22 protein-coding genes are annotated in these 24,174 nt (G+C 71.2%); 15 read left to right on the forward strand and 7 right to left on the reverse strand.

All coding sequences use genetic code 11. The annotated features are described in order from the left end of the window. Positions 1-42 precede the first annotated feature (42 nt). Positions 43-1,086 (reverse strand): anthranilate phosphoribosyltransferase, encoded by a 1,044-nt coding sequence (trpD, locus tag LY12_RS03135; RefSeq protein ID WP_253853141.1) that lies wholly within the window; start codon positions 1,084-1,086, stop codon positions 43-45. A gap of 8 nt (positions 1,087-1,094) precedes the next feature. Continuing rightward, on the reverse strand, positions 1,095-1,505 hold the full coding sequence (locus LY12_RS03140; protein WP_253853142.1) for a response regulator: 411 nt from the start codon (positions 1,503-1,505) through the stop codon (positions 1,095-1,097). 161 nt (positions 1,506-1,666) lie between these two features. Between LY12_RS03140 and ctaE the strand changes: the two genes are divergently transcribed. The 4 genes from ctaE (at position 1,667) to qcrB (ending at position 6,011) form a co-directional block, all read left to right on the forward strand. Continuing rightward, the gene (gene ctaE / locus LY12_RS03145) at positions 1,667-2,296 is read left to right on the forward strand and encodes an aa3-type cytochrome oxidase subunit III (RefSeq protein ID WP_253853143.1); all 630 of its coding nucleotides are present in this window, start codon (positions 1,667-1,669) and stop codon (positions 2,294-2,296) included. Positions 2,297-2,362: 66 nt separating this feature from the next. Further along, complete coding sequence (qcrC, locus tag LY12_RS03150) at positions 2,363-3,190, forward strand: cytochrome bc1 complex diheme cytochrome c subunit (RefSeq protein ID WP_253853144.1); 828 nt, start codon at positions 2,363-2,365, stop codon at positions 3,188-3,190. A 2-nt stretch (positions 3,191-3,192) separates the two neighbouring features. Continuing rightward, positions 3,193-4,338, forward strand: coding sequence for a cytochrome bc1 complex Rieske iron-sulfur subunit (gene qcrA, locus LY12_RS03155; RefSeq protein ID WP_253853145.1), 1,146 nt, complete (start codon positions 3,193-3,195; stop codon positions 4,336-4,338). After that, positions 4,335-6,011 carry a cytochrome bc1 complex cytochrome b subunit gene (gene qcrB, locus LY12_RS03160; protein ID WP_253853146.1) on the forward strand — a complete coding sequence of 559 codons (1,677 nt, stop codon included), beginning with the start codon at positions 4,335-4,337 and terminating at the stop codon, positions 6,009-6,011. Before qcrA ends, qcrB begins: the two co-directional genes overlap by 4 nt. 71 nt (positions 6,012-6,082) lie before the next feature. Here qcrB and LY12_RS03165 read toward each other — a convergent pair whose 3' ends face one another. After that, a complete protein-coding gene (locus LY12_RS03165) occupies positions 6,083-6,367 on the reverse strand; it encodes an Lrp/AsnC family transcriptional regulator (protein WP_253853147.1) in 285 nt (94 codons plus the stop codon). 49 nt (positions 6,368-6,416) lie between these two features. Continuing rightward, positions 6,417-8,108 (reverse strand): DEDD exonuclease domain-containing protein, encoded by a 1,692-nt coding sequence (locus tag LY12_RS03170; RefSeq protein ID WP_253853148.1) that lies wholly within the window; start codon positions 8,106-8,108, stop codon positions 6,417-6,419. 304 nt (positions 8,109-8,412) lie between these two features. Between LY12_RS03170 and LY12_RS03175 the strand changes: the two genes are divergently transcribed. From LY12_RS03175 to LY12_RS03205, 7 genes are all read left to right on the forward strand, one after another. Beyond that, the gene (locus LY12_RS03175) at positions 8,413-9,225 is read left to right on the forward strand and encodes an endonuclease/exonuclease/phosphatase family protein (protein ID WP_253853149.1); all 813 of its coding nucleotides are present in this window, start codon (positions 8,413-8,415) and stop codon (positions 9,223-9,225) included. 96 nt (positions 9,226-9,321) lie between these two features. Next, positions 9,322-10,800, forward strand: a complete 1,479-nt coding sequence (locus tag LY12_RS03180) for an NYN domain-containing protein (protein WP_253853150.1) — start codon at positions 9,322-9,324, stop codon at positions 10,798-10,800. A 353-nt stretch (positions 10,801-11,153) separates the two neighbouring features. Next, positions 11,154-11,417 (forward strand): hypothetical protein, encoded by a 264-nt coding sequence (locus LY12_RS03185; protein ID WP_344072262.1) that lies wholly within the window; start codon positions 11,154-11,156, stop codon positions 11,415-11,417. A 544-nt stretch (positions 11,418-11,961) separates the two neighbouring features. Next, on the forward strand, positions 11,962-13,026 hold the full coding sequence (locus LY12_RS03190) for an NlpC/P60 family protein (protein WP_253854843.1): 1,065 nt from the start codon (positions 11,962-11,964) through the stop codon (positions 13,024-13,026). A gap of 52 nt (positions 13,027-13,078) precedes the next feature. Next, the gene (locus LY12_RS03195; RefSeq protein ID WP_253853151.1) at positions 13,079-14,248 is read left to right on the forward strand and encodes a glycosyltransferase family 4 protein; all 1,170 of its coding nucleotides are present in this window, start codon (positions 13,079-13,081) and stop codon (positions 14,246-14,248) included. Positions 14,249-14,672: 424 nt separating this feature from the next. Further along, a complete protein-coding gene (locus LY12_RS03200; RefSeq protein WP_253853152.1) occupies positions 14,673-16,958 on the forward strand; it encodes a SulP family inorganic anion transporter in 2,286 nt (761 codons plus the stop codon). A gap of 239 nt (positions 16,959-17,197) precedes the next feature. Continuing rightward, complete coding sequence (locus LY12_RS03205) at positions 17,198-17,779, forward strand: DUF2567 domain-containing protein (RefSeq protein WP_372493436.1); 582 nt, start codon at positions 17,198-17,200, stop codon at positions 17,777-17,779. Positions 17,780-17,847: 68 nt separating this feature from the next. Here the strand turns inward: LY12_RS03205 and LY12_RS03210 are convergent, their stop codons facing one another. Together LY12_RS03210 and LY12_RS03215 are read right to left on the reverse strand one after the other, a co-directional pair. Further along, a complete protein-coding gene (locus LY12_RS03210) occupies positions 17,848-18,588 on the reverse strand; it encodes an LON peptidase substrate-binding domain-containing protein (RefSeq protein ID WP_253853153.1) in 741 nt (246 codons plus the stop codon). 37 nt (positions 18,589-18,625) lie between these two features. Beyond that, positions 18,626-19,306 carry an NUDIX hydrolase gene (locus tag LY12_RS03215; RefSeq protein WP_308292088.1) on the reverse strand — a complete coding sequence of 227 codons (681 nt, stop codon included), beginning with the start codon at positions 19,304-19,306 and terminating at the stop codon, positions 18,626-18,628. A 107-nt stretch (positions 19,307-19,413) separates the two neighbouring features. Here LY12_RS03215 and nadA point away from each other — a divergent pair, with 107 nt between their 5' ends. From nadA to nadC, 3 genes are all read left to right on the forward strand, one after another. Beyond that, positions 19,414-20,451, forward strand: coding sequence for a quinolinate synthase NadA (nadA, locus tag LY12_RS03220; RefSeq protein ID WP_253853154.1), 1,038 nt, complete (start codon positions 19,414-19,416; stop codon positions 20,449-20,451). Beyond that, the gene (locus LY12_RS03225) at positions 20,448-22,166 is read left to right on the forward strand and encodes an L-aspartate oxidase (RefSeq protein ID WP_253853155.1); all 1,719 of its coding nucleotides are present in this window, start codon (positions 20,448-20,450) and stop codon (positions 22,164-22,166) included. The genes nadA and LY12_RS03225 overlap by 4 nt, the downstream gene beginning before the upstream one ends. 103 nt (positions 22,167-22,269) lie before the next feature. Continuing rightward, the gene (gene nadC / locus LY12_RS03230; protein ID WP_253854849.1) at positions 22,270-23,139 is read left to right on the forward strand and encodes a carboxylating nicotinate-nucleotide diphosphorylase; all 870 of its coding nucleotides are present in this window, start codon (positions 22,270-22,272) and stop codon (positions 23,137-23,139) included. A 29-nt stretch (positions 23,140-23,168) separates the two neighbouring features. On the opposite strand, the gene LY12_RS03235 is transcribed toward nadC, so the two are convergent. Next, positions 23,169-23,972, reverse strand: a complete 804-nt coding sequence (locus tag LY12_RS03235) for a carbon-nitrogen hydrolase family protein (RefSeq protein WP_253853156.1) — start codon at positions 23,970-23,972, stop codon at positions 23,169-23,171. A gap of 42 nt (positions 23,973-24,014) precedes the next feature. Here LY12_RS03235 and LY12_RS03240 point away from each other — a divergent pair, with 42 nt between their 5' ends. Continuing rightward, on the forward strand, positions 24,015-24,170 hold the full coding sequence (locus LY12_RS03240) for a hypothetical protein (RefSeq protein ID WP_253853157.1): 156 nt from the start codon (positions 24,015-24,017) through the stop codon (positions 24,168-24,170). Positions 24,171-24,174 lie beyond the last annotated feature (4 nt).

Raw genomic sequence — 24,174 nt, forward strand, 5'->3', positions numbered from 1 at the left:
CACGTGTGTTCGGCGGGGTCGGCCGTCGCGCACGGCCGGGCGTCAGCCCGTGGTCGTCGCCGAGAAGGCGATCCACCGCTGCAGCAGGTCCGCGGTCGCCCCGGAGTCGAGGGCCTCGGCCGCGCGCTCGAGATGGGCGCTCAGATCGCCGGAGAGATCGCCGGAGAAGCCGTGGTAGGCCGTGAGTGCGCCGGCCGCGTTCAGCAGCACCGCGTCCCGAACCGGCCCCGTTTTGCCACTGACGAGCTCGTGGACGGCCCTGGCGTTGATCTCCGGGGTGCCGCCCTTCAGGTCCGCCTCGGTGGCGAGAGGGATTCCCAGGGCCTGCGGATCGATCGTCGTTTCCCGGATGGTGCCGCCGGTGATGACCCATGCCGTCGTCGTGGTCGTGGTGGTGATCTCGTCGAGACCGTCGTCACCGCGGACCAGCAGCACGTCGTGCCCGCGGTGGGCGTACACCTCGGCCAGCACCCGCGTCTTGTCCCGGTAGGCGCAGCCGATGAGGCTGGCCGAAGGCTGCGCCGGGTTGCTGAGCGGGCCGAGCATGTTGAACGTCGTCGGCACACCCAGTTCACGTCGCGTCGCACCGGCGTACTTGAGTGCGGGGTGGAACGCGGGCGCGAAGCAGAACCCGATGCCGACCTCCGAGACGCACCGCAGCACGTCCTCCGGCGACATGGTGATCGCCACACCCATGGTCTCCAGCACATCCGCCGCGCCCGACTTCGACGAGGCGGCCCGGCTGCCGTGCTTGACGACCGGAGCGCCCGCCGCGGCCACGACCAGCGACGACATCGTCGAGATGTTCACCGACCCCGCGCGGTCGCCGCCGGTGCCGACGATGTCGACGGCGGTGTAGTCGATGTCGAGTGTGCGCGCGTGCGCCAGCATCGCCGACGCCATACCGGAGATCTCCGCGGGAGTCTCGCCCTTGGCCCTGAGGCCGACGGCGAACCCGCCGATCTGGGACGGGGTCGCGGCGTCGGACATGATCTGGTCCATCGCCCACGCCGTCTCCTCCTCGGAGAGGTCGGCGCGGTCGATGAGCCTGCCCAGAATCGAGGGCCAGGTCGGTGCGTCAGGCATGTGTGAGATCAACCCTGTACGGCGGGGAGGCGCTGCCTGCGCAGCACCTCGGCGATCGTTTCGGCGGAGGCGAGGGGGTCCAGCGGGTGCACCAGGACGGCGTCCGCCTGTGACCAGGTCGCGAGCCATCGATCGTCGGCGCGCCGCACGGCCACGGCGATCGGCGGGCAGGCGGTGATCTCGTGTTTGAGCTGCCTGCACAGTCCGATGCCGCCCGTCGGCTGGGCCTCGCCGTCGAGGATAGCGAGGTCGACGGAGCCCGCGTCCATCTCGGCCAGTACGTCGGCGACTCCGGACGCCTCGACGTAGGTCACCGTGGGCAGGTCGGTGGCGGGCCTGCGCCCCACGGCGCCCATGATCGTGTCACGGACCTCCGGCCGGTGGCTGAACACGAGGATCCGCTGGGGGTGATCGGTCATGTGCCGTCCTCCATGTCGGGCGTTCGGGCGGCCTCGTTGCCGCCGCGCGTCGATGTTAACCGCCCCGACCTCGCTCGACCCAGGCGATCACCAGGCGATCCCGAGGATTCCACGACTCTCCGTAGGACCCGGGCTGCACGGCCGGGAGGCGAACAGACATAATGCGACTCGTGACAACGGCAGCTCCCAACATCAGCCAGCGAGTGCACTCGCTCAACCGGCCGAACATGGTCAGCGTCGGGACCATCGTCTGGCTGTCCAGCGAGCTCATGTTCTTCGCCGGGCTGTTCGCGATGTTCTTCACGGTCAAGGCGCAGAACGACACCGGGCACTGGCCGCCGGTGAACGAGGCCACCGGCGAGCTGATCCACTTGGACATCGCCTACGCGCTGCCGTTCACCGCCATCCTGGTGGCGTCGTCGTTCACCTGTCAGTTCGGCGTGTTCGCCGCCGAACGCGGTGACGTCTTCGGCCTGCGCCGGTGGTACCTGATCACGCTGATCATGGGCACGGTCTTCGTGCTCGGGCAGGCCGGCGAGTACCTCACGCTGATCAGTGAGGGTGTGACGATCCCCTCCGGCGCCTACGGCACGGTCTTCTACCTGACCACGGGCTTCCACGGCCTGCACGTCATCGGCGGTCTGATCGCGTTCGTCTACCTGCTCATCCGGACGAAGTTGAGCAAGTTCACACCGGCGCAGGCCACCTCGGCCATCGTCGTGTCGTACTACTGGCACTTCGTCGACATCGTGTGGATCGGCCTGTTCGCGGTGATCTACATCGTCCCCTGACGCATTGACCACTGTGATCCGTTCTCCCCAGTACGGCCGAACTGACAGCAAGGGTTGCCGCAGAAGATGACCTCCACGAAGAAGCCCGCAGCGGCGGGCGACCGGCGAGCGGGCCGCCGCTCGAAGTTCCGCAGGCGGGTCGCCGGATTCGCCGCGCTCGCGATGGCGCTGATCGGTGCGGGCGGCATGTACGCCGTGTTCGCACCGGAGCCGCAGACCGCCGAGGCGCAGACCGATTCGGCTCAGCTGCGCAAGGGCGAGCAGATCTACAACAACACCTGCATCTCGTGCCACGGGTCGAATCTGCAGGGCGTCGACGACAAGGGCCCGAGCCTGGTCGGCGTCGGCGAGGCCTCGGTGTACTTCCAGGTCTCCAGCGGCCGGATGCCGATGGTCCGGCAGGAGGCTCAGGCTTCCCGGAAGCCTGCGAAGTACACGCCTGCCGAGATCGACGCGCTCGGTGCCTACATCCAGGCGCACGGCGGCGGACCGCAGAGCCCCGACGGTCACGGCGAGCAGCTTCAGGGCCAGAACCCGGCGCGTGGTGGCGAGTTGTTCCGCCTCAACTGCGCGTCGTGCCACAACTTCACCGGTCAGGGCGGTGCGCTGTCGTCCGGTAAGTACGCGCCGGAGCTCGGGCCTGCGAGTGAGAAAGAGATTTACACCGCGATGCAGACCGGTCCGCAGAACATGCCGAAGTTCTCGGACCGGCAGCTGACCCCTGAGGAGAAGCGGGACATCGTCGCCTACGTGAAGTCGGTCGGCGACGGCAACAACCAGCCGGGCGGCAACGCGCTGGGCGGTCTGGGGCCGGCTTCCGAAGGTGTCATCGCGTGGGTCGTGGGGATCGGCGCCCTGATCGGCGCTACCCTGTGGATTGGATCGAGGGCATAGGCATGAGTGGCAACGAGCCAGGACCCCGTCCTTCGGACGAGGAACTCGCGGCGATGAGCCGGGACGACCTCGTCGAGCTGGGTGGCCAGCTGGACGGTGTCGAGATCGTCGATTACCCGGACCCGTGGCCGGTCAAGGGCACGAAGGCCGAGAAGCGGGCCGAGCGCGCCGTGGCGCTGTGGTTCCTGGTCGCGGCGCTCGCCGGCCTGGCGTTCGTCGTGGCGCTCATCTGGTGGCCGTGGAAGTACGTGCCGCGCGGTGACGAGTCGGCCCACTTCTGGTACAGCCTGTACACGCCGGTGCTCGGCATCACGATGGGCATCTCGGTGCTGGCCATCGCGTTCGGTGTGCTGCTGTACGGGAAGAAGTTCATCCCGAACGAGACCGCGATCCAGCAGCGCACCGACAACATGGGCGAGGGCTCGGCGGAGGTCGACCGGAAGACCATCGTCGCGCACCTCGCCGACGCCGGTGACCGCACGACGATCGGCCGCCGTTCCATGATCAAGCGCACGGCCGGACTCGGTGTCGGTGCGCTGGGACTCGGCGTCGTCGCGCTGCCCGTGGCGTCGTTCATCAAGGACCCGCACGCCAACGCGGACAACAAGGACGGGCTGGTCCACACGGGCTGGCAGAAGCAGCACCCGGGCGAGGTCGTCTACCTGCGCCGTCACACCGGCGACGCGAACGAGGTCTCGCTCGTCCGGCCCGAGGAGATCGACGCGGGCGGCATGGAGACGGTGTTCCCGTTCCGCGAGTCCGAGCTCGGTGACCACGAGGCGCTGCTGCACGCCGTCCGCAGGTCCGACAATCCGGTCATGCTGATCCGTCTGCGCCCCGGCGACGCCGCCAACGTGGTGAAGCGCAAGGGCCAGGAGGACTTCAACTACGGCGACTTCTACGCCTTCACGAAGATCTGCAGCCACGTCGGTTGCCCGACGTCGCTGTACGAGCAGCAGACCAACCGCATCCTGTGCCCGTGCCACCAGTCGCAGTTCGACGCGCTGCAGTACGCCAAGCCGGTGTTCGGCCCGGCGACGCGTGCACTCGCTCAGCTGCCCATCACGGTGCACACCGATGGTTACCTGATCGCCCGGCACGACTTCATCGAGCCGATCGGACCCGGTTTCTGGGAGCGCGAGTCATGAGCTCACTGACGACACCGACCAAGGGCTCCAGCGCTCTCGCACAGCACGCCTCCGAGGCGGCGAACAACGCCGACCAGCGGTACCTGCTGTCCAAGGGCCTGCGGCACCAGATGAACAAGGTCTTCCCGACGCACTGGTCGTTCCTGCTCGGGGAGATCGCCCTCTACAGCTTCATCATCGTCATCCTCTCGGGCGTCTACCTGACGCTGTTCTTCGACCCGTCGATGGCCGAGGTCGTCTACGAGGGGCCGTACCCGAACCTGCAGGGCATCGAGATGTCCCGCGCGATGGCGAGCACGCTCGAGATCTCGTTCGAGGTCAGGGGTGGGCTGTTCGTGCGGCAGGTGCACCACTGGGCGGCGTTGATCTTCGTCGCGTCGATGGTCGTGCACATGCTCCGCGTGTTCTTCACCGGCGCGTTCCGCCGCCCGCGCGAGGCCAACTGGATCATCGGCGCGCTGCTGCTGATTCTGGGCGCCTTCGAAGGCTTCTTCGGCTACTCGCTGCCGGACGACCTGCTCTCCGGTACGGGTATCCGCGCGACGCTCTCCGGCATCGTGCTGTCCGTTCCGGTGGCCGGCACCTGGCTGCACTGGGCGCTGTTCGGCGGGGAGTTCCCCGGCACGGTGATCGTGCCGCGGATGTACACGCTGCACATCCTGCTCATCCCGGGCATCATGCTCGCGCTGGTCGCCGTGCACCTGGCGCTGGTGTGGTACCAGAAGCACACCCAGTTCCCCGGCAAGAAGCGCAAGGAGACCAACGTCGTCGGCGTCCGGATCGTGCCGGTGTTCGCCGTCAAGGCGGGTGCGTTCTTCGCGGTCGTCACCGGTCTGATCGCGTTGATGTCGGGTCTGTTCCAGATCAACGCGGTCTGGCACATCGGCCCGTACAACCCGTCGCAGGTGTCCGCCGGATCCCAGCCCGACTGGTACATGGCCTGGGCAGACGGCATTCTCCGAATCTGGCCCGCCTGGGAGCTGTATCTGGGCAACTACACGGTCCCGCCGGTGTTCTTCGCGGGCGCGATCGGCATGGGCATCCTGTTCACGGTGTTCATCGCGTATCCGTTCATCGAACGGAAACTGTCGAAGGACACCGCGCATCACAACCTGTTGCAGCGGCCGCGGGACGCACCGGTACGGACGAGCCTCGGTGTGATGGCGCTGACGTTCTTCATGGTGCTGGAGATGTCCGGCTTCAACGACATCCTCGCGTTCGCGTTCGACATCTCGCTCAACGCGACGACGTGGATGGGCCGTATCGGCATCCTGTTGCTGCCACCGCTGTCGTACTGGATCACGTACCGGATCTGTATCGGCCTGCAGCGGTCCGACAGGGAGGTGCTGGAGCACGGTCTCGAGACCGGCATCATCAAGCGCCTGCCGCACGGCGAGTTCATCGAGCTGCACCAGCCGCTCGGCCCGGTCGACGACCACGGTCACGCGGTACCGCTGGAGTACCAGGGCGCACCGGTGCCGAAGAAGATGAACAAGCTCGGCACGGCCGGTTCGCCGGTGCCCGGCGGCTGGTGGTCGCCGGATCCGGCGGACGAGACGGCGGCACTCGAGGCCGCACACGCCGAGCACGAACGGCACCAGCGTGCCCGCGAGCTGGAATCGGGTGAGCCGGAGGAGTCCGAGGCGCCCGCAGGCTCCGCGTCGCACGAGTAATCACGGCGGTACGCAGGGAGCCCCCGGTCACCAGGACCGGGGGCTCCCTGCGTCTGTTCGGCCGTGGCGGCTCAGGCGGATTCGATGCCGAGTTCGAACGCCGTGCCCGTGTCCGCGCTGGAGTACGAGCGGAAGGCGATGTGGGTGTCGGTGTTCACGACGCCGTCGACCTTGCTGATCTTGGCGGGGATGAGCGCGGCCAGGTCTTCGTGAGAGGCCACGCGCACGATGGCGATCAGGTCGACGTCACCCGCACACGAGTAGACCTGGGACACGCCGTCGATGTCCGCGATCTCCTGTGCCGTTTCGGGAATCCGGTCGGCTGCTGCGCTGATGAGGATGATCGCGGTGATCACTCTGGCCTCCTGGGGGAACGGACTGTCATGGGGCGATCGTAGTCGCGGTTCAGCCGACGTTCTCGAGTGTCGCCGCCGTGGCGACCTTGTCGAGCCACGGCGCCCAGCCGCCGGCCCCGTGGACGGGTTCGGACCACGGCCGCGAGGTTCGCACCAGCCGCCGGCCGGGGGTGGCGAGCCAGCGCAGCAGCAGGCCGGTCTCCTCGGCGGGCGCGCCGCGCAGCGGCCCCGGCGACGGCAGCACGGTCTCGGCAGCGGCGACGAGAGCGTCGACGACGGGCATGGGCGGTGTGCCGCGCCGCGCCACGCCTGCGGAGGCGAGCCTGCCGTGCCGGAGGACAGCCAGCTCCCACCCGCCGGTGCCGTCGGGCGCCGCGGCGACGAGTTCCTCGATCGCGGCGAGCGCGGCGAGCCGGTGTGCGGTTCCGACGCCGCGCAGCAACGTGACCAGCTCGTCGCGCCTGCGGGCGGCCTGTTCGAAGTGGCCGTCGCTCGCGAGGGTGTCGATGTGGGCGCGCGCGGCGTGCAGGGGAGTGTCCCCGGTGCCGGCGACGAGGTCGGCGATCTGCCGCGGTGCACCGGCGTAGTCCTCGACGCTTTGCCTGCCGGCACACGGCGCGCCGCACCGGCCGAGTTCGGCCAGTACGCACGGCGTGCCCCGAGGGTCACGTGCGGGGATGCGTTGGGTACAGGTGCGGAGTCCGGTGGCTCCCGCCAGGGTGTCGGCCGCCGTTCTCGCCCGCGCCTGGGAGCCGAACGGCCCGAGCGCTCCGTCGCGTTCGGACCGTACGACCGACAGCCGCGGGTACGGCTCGTCGGTGAGCACGACCCACCACTGGGTGTGCGGATTCTTCGAACGCCGGTTGTACGCGGGCCGGTGGGCGGCGAGCAGACGCAGTTCCCGCACCTGGGCTTCGAGCGCGTGGGCGCATTCGATGCCGTCGACCCGCTCGGCCAGCGCCACCATCTCGCGCATGCGCCCGCGTGACTCGGACCCGGTGAAGTACTGCCGGACACGCCTGCGGATGTTGCGGGCGGTGCCGACGTACAGCACCTCCTCGTTGGGCCCGCGGAACAGGTACACCCCGGGAGTTTCGGGCAGGTGCGCGGCGAGGGAGCGTTTCCGCCGCTGGGCCGGGGTGACGTCGGGGAGGAAGTCGAGCAGTTCCTCGAGCGACTGCACGCCGACCGGGCCGACGCGTTCCAGCAGACCGTGCAGCACGTCGACGGTGGCGCGGGCGTCGTCGAGCGCGCGATGCGTGGGCGTGGTGCGGGCGCCGAAGAGCCGGGCGAGCGCCGACAGCCGGTGCGAGCGCGTATCGGCCTGCGACAGCACGCGGCGGGAGAGCGTGAGCGTGCACACGACGGCCGGTTTCGGCCACGTGTAGCCGTGGCCCTCGCAGGCGGCGCGCAGGAACCGGGTGTCGAAGCCGGCGTTGTGGGCCACGAGCACGGCCCCGGCCGCGAACTCGAGGAACGCCGGCAGCACCTGGTCGATCGGCGGTGCGGCCTGGACCATCGCCGTGGTGATGCCGGTGAGTTCCACGATCTGCGGCGGGATCGTGGTGCGCGGGTCCACGAGCGTGCCGAACTCGCCGAGCACCTGGCCTCCGCGGACCTTCACGGCCCCGATCTCGGTGATCCCGTCCGGACCGGGAGAGCCGCCCGCGGTCTCCAGGTCGACGATCACGAAGGTGACGTCGCGCAGCGGGGTGCCCAGTTCGTCGAAAGCCAGCTGCATGGCCGCGCACTGTAGGGGCCGGGCCTGACATTCTCCGGCGTCGGCTCGGCCCGCGGCTTGTGATCGACGCCGCACGTTCGAGGGCCTCCGATCACTGCGCCACCGATCCCTGGGCCGCTGATCCCCGGGCCGCCGGTATCGCGGTGGCCGGGGCCGGGTAGCCGGGAGGCACCCGGGTGCGGGGCAGGGCGGTGACAGGGGAGGGTTTTTCGCGTGCGTTCACTCAGGGCTCATCGGGTGGCCGTCCGGCTCGGGGAGGATCGCCGTCGACAGTGGGGGAACGGATGAGCGTGGGGATGTGCGAATGCGGACACGGCGGTGGTTGGCTGCGGTACTCGTGGCGGTCGGGGTGACGACGGGGGCGGCCGTGCCCGTGTCGGCCGAGCAGCGGACGCTCACGGTCCTCTCGTTCAACATCCACCACGCCGAAGGCACGGACGGCGCGCTCGATCTCGACCGCATCGCCCGTGTGATCGAACGCAGCGGTGCCGACGTGGCCGGTCTGCAGGAGGTCGACCGGCACTACTCGGACCGTAGCGAGTGGGCCGACCAGGCGCGTGCGCTGGCGAAACGGCTGGGATTCCACGTGGTGTTCGGAGCCAACATCGACAATCCGCCGCCCGGACCCGGCAGGCCGCGCGTGCAGTACGGGACGGCGATCCTGTCGCGGCACCCGATCGTGGACTCCTCGAACACGCATCTGCACCGTTCGCCCGATCAGGAACAGCGGGGCCTGCTGCACGCGGAGGTGAACATCCGCGGCGAGCGTGTCCACGTCTACGACACCCACCTCGCGGCGTCGTCCCGTTCGGACCGCGTGGCGCAGGGTCGGCAGATCGCCGGCCTCATCGGTGACACCCGGCGCGCGGTGCTCGTCGGTGATCTCAACGCCGAACCGGGTGTACCCGAACTCGCGCCGCTCGACCGGACGCTGACCGACGTCTGGCCGGTCGTGGGCGAGGGTGACGGGCCGACGTTGCCCTCGAAAGCCCCGGAGAAGCGGATCGACTACGTGTATGCGGGCGACGACGTGACCCCGGTGTCGGCGCGGGTGCTCGCCGGAGAACCGGAGGCGTCCGATCATCTCCCGGTCGTCGCGGAGCTCGACCTCGGCTGACGGCGGACGCCGGGCGGGGAACCCGACGGGCGGAGGGCCGGCAGCCGCGGGAGCCGGGCGTACGAGCGCGAGGTGCCCGGAACCTAAGCTGGACGGATGCAGCCGTCGTCGCACCGTCCCGACCCGTCCGGGGACCGGTCCGGCTTCGAGCAGGACACCGGTTCCGCAGGCGGCACGACCTCCGAGCCGGCTCCGGACGAGGCGGTTTCGCACGAGGCGGGCCCGGACGGCGCGCGGGGTGCGGGTGCCGACACCACCGGAGCGGAACAGCACCAGGACGTCGACTGGCGCTCGCTGCCGGACCCGGTGCGGGAGCGTCTCGCCGAACTCGCCGCAGGAGCACTGGGTGGGCTCCCGGCCGCGGACGTGCCGAAACGAGTGCGGCCCGTCGCTCGGTTCGCACCGGCGAAACGCGCCAGCTCGGGTGCGTCGGCACTGCTGATCGGACTGCGGGAGTCGGCACGGTTCCGGACCGCGGTCGTCGAATGGACGCGGGCGCACCGGCCGGATGCGCTCGACCCGGCCGCCGGTGTCGGCAGCGATCCGGTGGCCGCCGCCGCGGCGGCGTTGTTGCTCGGACAGCCGGATGCGGCCGCACGGCTCCGTGACGTGGCGCAGCGCGCCGAGGACGCGTCGGTGCGGTCCGAACGCGACGCCGCGCTCGCACGCGTGCGCAAACTCGAGGCGGAGTTGGCCGAGGCGCGTGAGGAACTGGCCGCCGCGCGTGCCGACGTCGAGCGGGCGCGGGAGGAACGCACCGACCAGCTCGCCAAGCTCCGCGGCCGGCTGCGCAAACAGGGTCAGGAACTGCGGGAGGCTCGTGACGCCGCCGAGCAGGCCCGCACGGACGCGGAGCAGGCCACCGGTGCCCGCGGCGGCGAAGCGCGGCGACTGGCCGACGAACTGGCGCGCGAACGCGAACGCGCCGACGCCGAGCGCACCAGGGCCGAACGGGCCGTCGCCGACGCCGATGCCGCCCGGCGGTCCGCCCAGGAGGCCCGTGCCGCCGACGAGGTGCGGCTGCGACTGTTGCTGGACACCCTCGGCGGCGCTGCAGAGGGGCTCCGCAGGGAGTTCGCCCTCGGGGACTCCGGTACGGGCGCGGCGCCGGCCGACACCGTGGGCGGCGTCGTGGGCCCCGCGTCGGGATCCGAGCGCATCGCCGACGCCGATACGCTCGGCAGGTTGCTCCGGTTGCCTGCGGTCCACGTCGTGGTCGACGGCTACAACGTCACCAAGACCGGCTATCCGGATCTGCCGTTGGCCGAGCAGCGTTCCCGGCTGGTCGGCCAGCTCGGTGCACTGCAGGCCAGGGTGGGGGCCGAGGTCACCGTCGTGTTCGACGGCGCGGGCGTCACCTCGGTGCCCGCCGCGAATCCGCGCGGTGTGCGGGTGCTGTTCTCCGAACCGGGTGTGCTCGCCGACGACGTCATCCGCGATCTCGTGGCCGCCGAACCGCACGGACGGCCCGTGATCGTCGCGACCTCCGATCAGGAGATCGTCACCGCCGTGCGGCGCAGCGGGGCGCACGCGGTGCCGTCGGACGTGCTGCTCACCCGGCTCGGCCGTACCTGAGTACCGGCCACCGTCACCTCCCGCCCGTCTCTCTCCCCCGGCCGGCTGCGCGCGGGGAGCGGCCACCGCGAGACGTCCGTCGCGGGGGCGTGCGGAGTCGGCGCCCGTTCCTGTCGGTGGCGGGCCCTACCGTGCGCGGCATGCAACGACGACGGAACGAACGCGCAGGCCACGGGGCCTGCGACTGCCGGGGCGCAAGTGCCGGGGACTCGGTCGCCGGGACGGCGGGAACGGACACGGCAGGTACGGACACGGCAGGTACCGGGACGGTGGGTACCGGCGCGGTAGGTGCCGAGCACGTACGAGCCGAGCATCCAGGGGCCGAGGCTCCACCGGTCGAGCATCCAGGGGCCGTGCAGCCGGGAACCGAGGGTTCGGGAGCCGATGACGAGTTGATCATCGACTGTGATCGGTGCCGGGTGCGAGGCGACGCGTGCCACGACTGTGTCGTCAGCGTGTTGCTCGGCCCGCCGCCCGAACTGCGGTGGGACGAGACCGAACGCCGCGCCGTCGACGCACTCGCCGAGGGCGGTGTCGTCCCGCACTTGCGCCTCGTGCCCGTGGATCCGGTCGATCCGTGGGAGCCGGCCGGCGGCGACGACCGCCGCGCAGGCTGACCACGCGCGGCCGGTCCGTGCTCCGACGAGACTCTCCCGTCGGAGCACGGACCGGATGCGACGTCCCGTATCGGGGAGGTGTCGCGCGTCGCCGTCGGCCGAATGGCGATATGTCATTCGCCGTGCGGTGAGCGGTCCAACCAATCAGGTGAACGGTCCCGATCACTTCGGATGCGCTGTGTAAGACCGGTCACAGCGACCGCTGAACCGCTGGTCCGAACGTGTCGCACTGTGCGGTGAACGATTTACGTGCCGGGGCTGCTGGACGTGGCCGATGGTGTTTCGTAACCTGGCCGAGATTTCGCGTCAGGCAGCCGTCCAACACGTTCGGCGACGCGGGATCGCCGCCGAGAGCAGCTTTTGTCGGGGAGCTGCGCCGGACCTCACGCACAGTAGCGTGACGGAACCGCACGCGGAGGCGCTCAGTCTCGGATTTCCCATCCGGTGCCGTGCGTCCTCGTGGCCGGGCCGTGGTGAGGGCCCCCGACCTCACCCGGACCGTTCGACCGGTAGGCGGCCGGACCGCAGAGGAGACATGAGCGACGTGCAGTCGCAACCCGTGAAGCGCGTGATCTCGAGCGCGCTGGCGGCTTCCGCCGTCGTCGCGGTTGTCACCTTCCAATCACCGGCGACCGCTTCCCCCAACCCCGCCCTCCAAACACCCCCGGTTTCGCAGCAGCAGACGCAGTCCGAGGCGCTCGACCAGTACTACGAGCTCTCGGAGAAGGCGGAGAAGCTGAACGAGGCCCATCTGCAGGCGCAGTCGGACCTCGAGAAGAAACAGGGTGAGCTCGGTGACGCCAAACAGCGCCTGCGCAACGCCAAGCAGGCCAAACAGCGGGCGTCGGCCAACGAAGAGCGCTACCGCAAGGACGTCGACCGGTTCGCCGGCGCATCGTTCGCCAGCGGTTCGCAGATGAACAAGATGTCGGCGCTGCTGACCGGTGACTCCGCGCAGGACTTCCTCGAGCGCTCCTCGGCGCTGGACGTGCTGGCGACCGACCGCAACAAGGCGCTGAGCAAGCTCCGCGGTGCTGTCGACAGCGCCGCGGCGGCGGAGCAGAAGGCGCAGCAGGCGCGCAACCAGGCGGCGAAGGCCAAGAACGCCGCGGCCAAGCTCGAAGGCGACATCGCTTCGCGCAAGGAAGCCCTCGACGAGAAGATCGCCGAGGTGCGCGAGGCGTCCGGCCTGCTCAACGATTCCGAGCAGGAGCAGCTGCAGGACACCGGCCCGGACGTCGGACCGGTCACGGCGCCCGGCCCCGCCGCGCAGACGGCGGTGGACACCGCTATGGCGCAGATCGGCAAGCCGTACAGCTGGGGCGCCACCGGCCCGGACTCGTTCGACTGCTCCGGTCTGACCTCGTACGCGTACGACGCGGCCGGCATCTCGATTCCCCGGACTGCGGCCGACCAGCAGGCCGGTGCGGGCACCCCGGTGTCCCGCGACCAGCTGGCGCCCGGTGACCTCGTGTTCTCCGGTTCCCCGGCCTACCACGTGGGCATCTACATCGGCGACGGCCAGATGGTCCACGCGCCGACGGAGGGCGAGCCGGTCAAGGTCGGTCCGCTGCAGGACGAGTACAGCGGGGCCGTGCGGGTCGCCTGATCCGCCGCACGCCCGCATATCGCCCGGGCCGGGGCGGGATAGCGTGGTCACCATGCGCCGCACGCTCCTGGTGACCAACGACTTCCCGCCCCGGCCCGGTGGTATCCAGTCCTATCTGCAGGCCTTCACCTCGCGCCTGCCCTCCGACGACCTCGTCGTGTACGCGCCGGCGTGGGAGCGTGCGTCCGGCTCGTCGAGCGCGTTCGACGCCCGCCAGTCGTACGAGGTCGTCCGCCATCCCACGGCGCTGATGCTGCCCACTCCGGACGTGCTGCGCCGCGCCAAGGACCTCGTGGCCTCGCGCAACTGCGACACCGTGTGGTTCGGTGCCGCCGCGCCCCTCGCGTTGCTCGGCGCCCCGCTGCGGTCCGCGGGCGCACAACGCATCGTCGCCTCGACGCACGGTCACGAGGTCGGCTGGTCCATGCTCCCGGCCGCGCGGCAGGCGCTGCGCAGGATCGGCGACACCACCGACGTCATCACGTACGTCAGTGACTACACGCGCAAGCGATTCGCCTCCGCGTTCGGCCGGTTCGCCGGCCTGGAGCACCTGCCGTCGGGTGTCGATCCGGAGACGTTCCGGCCCGACCCCGCGGCTCGCGAGGAGCTGCGCATCCGCTACGGGCTGGGGGACCGCCCGACGGTGGTCTGCGTGTCCCGGCTCGTCCCGCGCAAGGGGCAGGACATGCTCATCCGGGCGCTGCCCGAGATCCGCGAGCGCGTGCCGGGCGCCGCACTGCTCGTCGTCGGCGGCGGGCCGTACCGCGGCCAGCTGGCGTCCCTGGCCGAGCAGACCGGGGTGGCCGGTGACGTCGTGCTCACCGGATCGGTCCCCGCCGAGGAGCTGCCCGCCCACTACGCGGCGGGCGACGTGTTCGCCATGCCCGCGCGCACGCGCGGCAAGGGGCTGGACGTCGAAGGACTGGGCATCGTGTACCTGGAGGCGTCGGCCACGGGACTGCCGGTGGTCGCCGGGAACTCCGGGGGCGCTCCGGAAACGGTGCTGGACGAGGTGACCGGACACGTCGTCGACGGCAGGCGCCGCGACCAGCTCGTCGACACGGTGGCCTCGCTGCTGGCGGACCCGGTTCGGGCGCGTGGAATGGGCGAGGCGGGCCGCCGCTGGGTGAGCGAGCACTGGCGCTGGGACGTGCTCGCACGGCGACTGGAGACGCTGCTCGACGGCAGCCTCGCCGGTCCGGATCGCCATCTCAAACACTGAGATCATCCGGGTTTTCCGGGTGAACACCATGTTTCCGGCACCACGGGGAACCGAAATTCACTCGAATCGGTTGTGTTCATTGTGTTCCCGGGAACTCGACTGCAATCGGTGACCAGGTTACCGGGAAAGTCCGTTTTTCGGGTGAGTTACGGGCCACTCGACAAGGCCGATCGCCGTAATCTGCTGTCCTCTGTGGAGTGACAGGCACGTGAGCATCCCATGAGAATTTCTTTCGGGATACGGCATTCGGCGCATTCCTCTGGTACCTGGTGTTGGTACTCGTAACGCGCGCGGACGCCGCGGCCTGCCGGTGACGACCCCGGCCGGTTCGCGACGGCGCGTCCGTGGTCGCCGTCGACCGAGCGCCATTAGCCCTGCGAACGAAACGCGGGGAATTCACCCGACCTCGAGGAGGCCGTTTTCGATGACGCTGAGTACCGGTCAGCAGAGCGACCAGCAGGAGGCCGATGCCGGGCCGTGGTGGACCACGGTGCTGCGCTACGACCTGCCGGCCTCACTCGTGGTGTTCCTGGTCGCCGTGCCGTTGTCGCTGGGTATCGCACTGGCCTCCGGTGCGCCGATCGTCGCCGGGCTGATCGCCGCCGTGGTCGGCGGCATCGTCGCCGGCGCCGCAGGCGGATCCCCGCTCCAGGTCAGCGGTCCGGCAGCGGGACTGACCGTGGTCATGGCGGAGACGATCAACCAGTTCGGCTGGGCCGTCACGTGCGCCATCACCGTGGCGGCCGGTCTGCTCCAGGTCCTGTTCGGACTGAGCAGGGTCGCCAGGGCGGCTCTCGCGATCTCGCCCGCGATCGTGCACGGCATGCTGGCGGGCATCGGCATCACGATCGTGCTGGGCCAGCTGCACGTCATCCTCGGTGGTGACTCGAACAGCTCCGCGATCGACAACATCCTGCAGCTGCCCGGTCAGCTGCTCGATCTGCACGGGCCCGCCGCGTTCCTCGGCCTGCTGACCCTCGGCATCCTGCTCGTGTGGGGCAAGCTGCCCGCGGCGGTGCGCAAGGTGCCCGCTCCGCTCGCCGCGATCGTGCTCGTGACCGTACTGGCCGTCGTGACAGGGGCGTCGGCCGAACGCGTGGACCTGCCCAGCAGTGTGCTCGACATCCGGTTCGCCCCGGAGCTGCCCGGCGGCGGCTGGGCCGATTTCGCGGTCGCCGTCCTGACGATCGCGCTCATCGCCAGTATCGAATCGCTGCTGTCGGCCGTCGCCGTCGACAAGATGCACACGGGCAAGCGCGGCAACTTCGATCGTGAACTCATCGGCCAGGGCCTCGGCAACATGACCTCGGGTGCGCTCGGGGGCCTGCCGATCACCGGCGTGATCGTCCGCAGCTCCACCAACGTCGCCACGGGAGCGCGCACCCGCGCGTCGGCGATCCTGCACGGGGTGTGGGTGCTGCTGTTCACCGCGCTGCTGGCGACGGTGATCGAGAGCATCCCGCTGGCCGCACTCGCCGGGCTGCTGGTGCACGTCGGCGCGAAGCTCGTCAACACGGCCCACATCCGCGAGGTTCTCCGTCACGGTGACCTGTCGCTGTACGTCGTGACCGTGGCGGGCGTGGTGCTGATCGACCTGCTCTCGGGTGTGCTCCTCGGCGTCGGACTGTCGGTGCTGCTCGTGCTCCACCGCACGATGTGGTCGGCGGTGCATTCCGAGGGTGAGGGAGACACGCGGCGCGTCGTCATCGAAGGCGCGCTGACGTTCCTGTCGGTACCGCGGCTCTCGGCGGTCCTCAATGGACTGCCGGAGCGCAGCACGGTCACCCTGGAGCTCGTCGTCGACTATCTCGACCACGCCGCGTTCGACTGCCTCCACACCTGGCAGGAGGCGCACGAACGGTCGGGCGGCCGGGTGATCGTCGACGAGGTCGGCCACCCGTGGTTCGCGCGCGGCAAGGACGGCAGCCCCATCGTGCGCAAGGACCGTGCGGGCGCCGCCGTGCCGCGCTGGCTCGCACCGTGGTCCGAGTGGATGGCCAGGGACGGGGCGGACGAGGAGGAGCTGCCGCAGGTGCAGATCCCGGACCAGCGCCACGCCCCGCTGCGCCGCGGCACCTCCGAGTTCCAGACTCGCACCGCGCCGCTGGTGCGTGACACGATGAGCAGGCTGGCTGCGGGGCAGCAGCCCCACACCCTGTTCATCACGTGTGCCGATGCGCGCATCGTGCCGAACGTGATCACCACGAGCGGGCCGGGCGACATGTTCACCGTCCGCAACGTCGGCAACCTCGTCCCGCCGCACGAGCAGCACTCCGGCGACGGTGCCGCCGTGTGGTCGTCGGTCGAGTTCGCCGTCGGCGTCCTCGGTGTCAGCGAGATCGTCGTGTGCGGACATTCCTCGTGCGGTGCGATGCGCGCGCTGCTCGACGGCGTCCCGGAGGGACTGACGGGGCTCGCGGGCTGGCTCGGACACGGTGAGGCCGGTCTGGAGCGGAGCCGCACGGCCCGGTCCGTGCGGCTCGACGGAGCCGAACCCGCGCACGCCGGCGACGCGGTGGCCCTGCACAACGTGCTCCAGCAGCTCGACCACCTGCGGGAGTCGCCGCTCGTGCGATCGGCCCTCGAACGCGGTGAGCTGACCCTGACGGGCATGTACCTCGACGTGGGGAACGCGCAGGTGTATCTGCTGGACCCGGCGGCGGACAACTTCGAACCCGCTGGCGTGCGCGGCGCGGCGCAGGCCCGGTGACGGCCGCCGGTGCGGGCGGGCTAGTGTCGACGAGTGGAGTCGGCACGTGGCGGTCCCGCCCGTGCCGGCGCCGACCGGCGGCGGGAACGGTGATCGCTTCCGCCGCCGAGGCCGCGGCCATCGCGTGAGGTCCTCTGCCGGCGACCCCGGCGGAGGCCCCGCGTATGGCGCGGGTCCGTCGTGACGCACGGCCCGTTGTCGTGACAGCGGGGCCGCGCAGCAGTCGAGGAGGACGCCCGTTGTCGGAGCAGCGGACCGAACAGCCCGCGTGGTCGGCGCTGGCGCTCGAAGGCGTGCGCGTGGAACGGCCGAAGGTCGTCGTGAAGGCGGACCTGTTGCCGGCGGTCAGTGTCGTCTCGTTCGTGGCGCTGCTGGGGATCCCCGTCGGCTGGTTGTGGTCGTTGCTGGCACCGCCGCAGCGGATGCGGGTGATGGGCGGTCAGGCCGGCGAGCTGCCGCTGCAGCTGGAGAGCTGGCACCGGTTCGACGCGCTTGCCGTGTTCCTCCTCCTCGGCCTGGCTGCGGGAATCGCGGTCGGGGTCGTGGTGTGGCTCCTGCGCGAACGCCGCGGTCCGGTGATTCTCGTCGCAGCCGTGCTCGGTTCCGTAGTCTCGGCGTGGCTGGCCATGCAGATGGGCCTCTCGTTCGCGGGCAGCCGATACGCCATCACCGAACCGCCCGAGGTGGGGGCGGTGGTCGAGGCCGCCCCGGTGCTCGAGACGGGGTGGGCCGTACTCGCCCAGCCGCTGACGACCGCGCTCGTGTACGGCATGCTCGCGATCTGGAACAGCCGTGACGACCTCGGGCGCAGGCTCGGCTGAGAGCCGCCGGGCCGGCGAGACCTGCCGCCGGCACGCGCCGGACGACGACCGGCAGGTCCGGTTCACGCTCAGTTCAGGCTGGTCACGATCCCCGTACCGGTCCCGCCGTCCATGTCGGGCAGTGACGTCGGAATCGCGCGCAGCAGCGACCGGAAACCGGCCTCCCGGTTGAGCAGGCGGCAGACTTCCCGCAGGCGCCGCAGCGGCGCGCGCTGTTCGAGCAGGGCCTGCCGATCGGACAGTGGCAGGCGGCAATCGGCGGCGAGCAGGTACGACAGCGCCGCGGGATCGGTGTCCGGTGAGGGCGCGCGCCTGCCTTCGCCGGGCCACGCGGCGTCGCAGTACCGCCGGTGTGCGGCCCGCGCCAGATCGCCCAGCCGGGACGCTGCTTCCCTCGCGGCCTCGTCGTCGTCGGATTCGCCGGCCAACGGGTGGTCGTCGAGGCTGCTGACGGTGCCGATGAGGTACGGGGCGGACCGGGTGTCGATGTCGTGGAGCACGAACCGCCGGACGCCGGTCGTGGCGAGGTCGTAACGGCCGTCGGGCAGCGGTTTCGCCTCGTCGAGCCGGGCTGCACACCCGATGGTGTGGACATGCTCGAGCTCGTCGACCTCCCGCAGGAACGGGGACCGCAGTGCCACGACGCCGAACAGCCGGTCGGGGACCGCGCCGGTGAGCAGATCCGCCGTCAGCTGGCGGTAGCGCGGTTCGAAGACGTGCAGCGGTAGCGGGGTACCCGGCAGTCCCACGGTCTGCAGCGGGAACAACGGCAACGTCTCCCGCTGGACGTCCGGTCTCGTGTCGGCCACGGGTTCACGTTACGACCTCGCGCCCCGCCGCGCCCGTTCACGCGTTCCGGCCCCGACCGGGTGCTGGTGGTTTGAACGCGGCGAACGGATCGGTGACCTGCATGTCGTCGTGGACGAACGAGTACAGCGCGGCGGGCCTGCCCCCGGAACGCCCGGACGGCGCGGTGTCACCGGTGTCGGCGAGCAGTCCGCGGCGGGCGAGTACGCGCTGCAGATTGGTCGCCGACACGCGGTAGCCGAGTGCGGCCGAGTAGTGGTCCCGGAGCACGGAGATCGGGAACCGCCGCGGCACGAGGGCGAAGCCGAGGTTGGTGTAGCTGAGCTTCGCGCGGAGCCGGTCGCGGGCGCCGGTGACGATCTCGCGGTGGTCGAACGCGGTGCGGGGCGGGTCGTCGATGGGATGCCACGCGGTGTCCTCGGGGACCTCGGGGTCGACGTCGGAGGGCACGAGGCCGAGGAACGCCGTGGCGACCACCCTCGGTCCGGGGACGCGCCGCGGGTCGCTGAACACGGCGAGCTGCTCGACATGACGGAGCTGCCGGATGTCGACCTTCTCCGCGAGCTGGCGGCGGATGGAAGTTTCGACGTCCTCGTCCGCACGCAGCCGGCCGCCCGGGAGTGACCAACGTCCGAGGTGCGGATCGAGGGCCCGTCGCCACAGCAGGACCTGCAACGACGGCGGCCGATCACCGTCTCGCGGGCGCCGGACCTGGAGCACGGCGGCCAGAACCTCGTGTGCCAACGGGTCGCGGCTGATAATATGGGATCGCACGGTTTTCGATTGTAAGGCGAAAACCCATCGAAGGCACGGACCGGAGGCTCGACATGCCGACGCTCGACACGGCGATCAACGGCGACCCTGACACCGGCGCGGACCTGACGCCCTACGGCGGCGTGACCGCGGACGCGGCGTGGGCGGAGGAGGTCCGCGCGCTGGCGGCGCAGCGGGACGCGGTGCTGCTCGCGCACAACTACCAGCTGCCCGAGATCCAGGAGATCGCCGACCACACGGGTGACTCGCTGGCCCTCAGCCGGATCGCGGCCGAGAGCGACGCCTCGACGATCGTGTTCTGCGGAGTGCACTTCATGGCCGAGACGGCGAAGATCCTCTCGCCGGGCAAGACGGTGCTGATTCCCGATGCGCGCGCGGGCTGTTCGCTCGCCGATTCGATCAATGGTGAGCAGCTGCGTGCGTGGAAGGCGGAGTACCCGGGAGCGGTCGTCGTCTCGTACGTCAACACCACCGCCGAGGTGAAGGCCGAGACCGACATCTGCTGCACCTCGTCGAACGCGGTCGACGTCGTGGCGTCCGTCCCGGCCGATCGCGAGGTGCTGTTCTGCCCGGACCAGTTCCTCGGTGCGCACGTCAAACGGGTCACCGGTCGCGAGAACCTGCACGTGTGGGCGGGGGAGTGCCACGTGCACGCCGGCATCAACGGTCCCGAGCTGGCCGAGCGGGCTGCGGCCGATCCCGGCGCCGACCTGTTCATCCACCCGGAGTGCGGTTGCGCGACCTCGGCGCTGTATCTCGCGGGCGAGGGCGCGGTCGCCGAGGACCGGGTGAAGATCCTCTCGACCGGCGACATGCTGACCGCGGCGCGGGAGACGAATGCGGAGTCGGTGCTGGTGGCCACCGAGGTCGGCATGCTGCACCAGCTGCGCAAGGCCGCGCCGGAGATCGACTTCCGTGCCGTCAACGACCGTGCGTCCTGTCGCTACATGAAGATGATCACCCCGGCGGCGCTGCTGCGCTCGCTGCGCGAGGGCGCCGACGAGGTGCACGTGGATCCCGCGATCGCCGAGCGGGGCCGGGCGTCGGTGCAGCGGATGATCGAGATCGGCACGCCGGGCGGTGGCGAATGATCGGACCCGCGTCCGTAGCGGTTAACGACCGTGAGGCGAAAACCCGGCTTCCGGGTCCTCGCTGGGAAGCTGCAGCGGATGCGGTCGTGCTCGGTAGCGGTGCCGCCGGACTGAGCACCGCGCTGCGGCTCCGGGAGCGCGGGCTGCGCGTGCTCGTCGTGACCAAAGGGGCGATCGGCGACGGCAACACGCGGTGGGCCCAGGGCGGTATCGCCGCCGTCCTGGACGGCGCGCCGAACGCCGGCGCGGCAGGTGCCGGTGGGGACAGCGTGTCCGCGCACGCCGAGGACACGGAGAACGCGGGTGCGGGGCTGTGCGAACCGGAGGCCGTGGCCGAGATCGTCACCGGGGGCGCGGAGGCCGTCGCCACGCTGCGTCGGTTCGGCGCGGTCTTCGACGTGGCCGAGCACGGCGGTGCGCGGGGACTGGCGCGGACGCGGGAAGGCGGGCACAGTGCGCTGCGGGTGATCCACGCCGGCGGCGATGCGACCGGCGCCGAGGTCCAGCGGGCGCTCGTGGCCGCGGCGGCGGATGGCGAGCTCGCGGTACTGGAAGGCCACGTGGCGGTCGACGCCGTGCGCACCGCGGCGGGCCGGATCGCCGGGGTGACGGTGCTCGACGACCGCGGTTGCCCGGGCATCGTGCACACGCCCGCGCTGGTGCTCGCCACCGGCGGGCTCGGCCAGCTGTACGCCGCCACCTCGAACCCCGACCTCGCGACCGGCGACGGGGTCGCCCTCGCGCTGCGCGCGGGCGCACCCGTGGCCGACCTCGAGTTCGTGCAGTTCCATCCGACCGTGCTGTACGCGCCCGGGGCACGTGGTAGGCGGCCGCTGGTGACCGAGGCGGTGCGCGGCGAGGGTGCGGTACTCGTCGACGCGACCGGCACACGCGTGATGCAGGGTGTGCATCCGCTGGCGGACCTGGCTCCGCGGGACGTCGTGTCGGCCGCCGTGATCCGCCACCTGGCCTCGGCGCCGGGCGGGGTCGACGACCACGTGTTCCTCGACGCGACCGGCATCGACGGGTTCGCGGCGCGGTTCCCGACGGTGCGGGCCGCGTGCGACGCCGCGGGCATCGACCCCGCGCGGGAGCCGATCCCGGTCGTGCCGGCGGCGCATTTCGCGTGCGGCGGTGTCGTGGCGGGCACCGACGGGCGCACGCCGGTGCCGGGCCTGTACGCCGTGGGCGAGGTCGCCAGGACCGGCCTGCACGGTGCCAACCGCCTCGCGTCGAACAGCCTCCTCGAAGGACTCGTCGTCGGCAGGCGTGCGGCCGACGCGGTGGCGGCCGACCTGGCCTCGTGCCGGCCGGTCCCTTCCGGGGCCGGTGAGTGGGCGGAGGCCGCACCGTTCGAGTCCGCGCCCCGGGACGACGTGCAGCGGGTGATGAGCCGGTACGCCGCGATCGGCCGCGACGCGGACGGCCTCGCCGTCGCCGGGTCGGTCCTGGACCTGGCGACGGCGAGGGGGACGGGCGCGTCCCGACCGCAGGCCGCGGGGTGGACACGCGAACGGGTCGAGGAGACCGCGCTGACGCTCGTGGCGCGGGCGCTCGTCGCGGCCGCGTCGGCGCGCACGGAATCCAGGGGCTGCCACGTCCGCACCGATTTCCCGGACCGGGACGACACGTCCTGGCGGCGTAGCCAGACGATCCGACTGGGCCCCTCCGGTCAGCCCGTGCTGGCCGAGGCGGCGGCCCCGGCGGCGGCGTGAACGACAACGGGCACGGACCGAGACGGCACGGACCAAGACGGCACGAACCACAGTGACGGGAACGATCGCGGACGGGAGCGAGTACGGCGTGAGCGAGGGTGACGTGGCCGAGCGGGCCGGAAACGGGCCGGACGCCGACGACCTGCGGCGGGTCGTGACGACGGCGCTGGCCGAGGACCTGCGGTACGGGCCGGACGCGACGACGGCGGCGACGGTCGGTGCCGACGTGACCGCGACGGCGGCGCTGACGCCGCGGGCGTCGGGCGTCGTGGCCGGTGTGCCTGCGGCACTGGCGGTGTTCGACGAGGTGCTCGGCGGCCGGTACGACGTCGAGTCGCGCGTGGCCGACGGAGCCCGCGCCGAGCCGGGCGAGCCGGTGCTGGTGGTGCGAGGCCCGGTGCGGGATCTGCTCACCGCGGAGCGGACTGCGCTGAACCTGGTCTGCCATCTGTCGGGCATCGCGACCGCGACCGCGGCGTGGGTGTCCGCTGTGGACGGAACGGGCTGCGCGATCCGCGATTCCCGCAAGACGCTGCCGGGACTGCGGCTGTTGGAGAAGTACGCCGTGCGGTGCGGCGGCGGGGTCAACCATCGCATGGGGCTCGGGGACGCCGTGCTCATCAAGGACAACCACGTCGTCGCGGCGGGGTCGGTGACAGCAGCGCTGCACCTGGCGCGGGAACGCGGCGCGGGGCTGCCGTGCGAGGTCGAGGTCGACGACCTGGCACAGCTCGCCGAGGCGCTCGACGCGGGTGCCGACGAGGTGCTGCTCGACAACTTCACCCCGCAGCTGTGCCGGCAGGCCGTGGCACTGCGCGACGAGCGCAGTCCGAAGACCCGGCTGGAGGCCTCGGGCGGGCTGCGCCTGGAGAACGCCCGCGCCTACGCCGAATCCGGTGTGGACTATCTCGCCGTCGGCGCGCTCACCCACTCCTCACCGGCGCTCGACGTCGGGATGGACCTGACCCGCTGAGGGTGCACCGGCCGTCGGGCGGGCGGCCGTCAACGGAGTTTGCGGTTGGCGAGCGCGCCGGTCGCCCTACGGGACGCGTCGGCGACCGCCGGGTCGATGTCGGCGATCACGAGTTCCGGTGCGGCGCCCGCCTGTGCGCGCGGGACCCCGAACGGGTCGGCGACCGTCGAATACCCGACGCCCGTCGGGGCCTTCGGGTTCACCTCGACGCCCGCCGCGGCCGGGTCGGCCTGCCCGCACGCGAGGATCCAGTTGCCGGAGTCGAGCGCGCGGGCACGGGTCAGCAGGTCCCACTGCTCGCGTTTGCCCTCGCCCGCGCCCCAGGACGCGGGGACCGCGACTGCCTGCGTGCCCGCCTCGGCCAGCTGCTGGAACAGTCCGGGGAACCGCACGTCGTAACAGGTCGCGACGCCCAGCCGGACACCGTCGACGTCCACGGTGACCAGCTGCTCGCCGCCGGCGACCGTAGCCGACTCGTGGAAGCCGAAGGCGTCGTACAGGTGGATCTTGTCGTAGCCGCGGTGCTCGCCGGGACCGGTGACCAGCAGGGTGTTGCGCACGCGGTCGCCGTCCGGGGTGAACATGCCCGCCACGACGAGTACGCCGTGGGACTGCGCGATGGCGGCGACCTCCGAGGCCCACGGCCCGTCGAGCGGCTGCGCCAGTGGCGCGAGCTTCACGCCGAAGTGGGCCATCGTGGCCTCGGGGAACACCACGACGCGGGCGCCGCGTGCCGCGGCGTCGGCCGTCCACGTGCGCACGAGTTCGAGGTTCGCCGCCGGGTCCGCCGTCGACGTGACCTGGCACAGGGCGATCCGCAGCGCCGCGTCCATCAGCCGGTCTCCTTTGCGTTCGGTGTCCGCGTCAGGGTGTGGATGATCGGAGTGTCCGGGGTCAGCGTACGGGTGGCTGCGGGGACGTTCCGCCTCGTCGCCGTGTGCGGGCCCGGCCGGGCGGGCGATCCGGACCGGTGGGACGGCGGTGACGCGGCGGCCCGTGCGCTGGTGGCGGGCCTCACCTCGTACCCTTGAAGGC

This window comes from Prauserella alba (assembly GCF_024171735.1).
GTDB classification, from domain to species: Bacteria; Actinomycetota; Actinomycetes; order Mycobacteriales; family Pseudonocardiaceae; genus Prauserella; species Prauserella alba.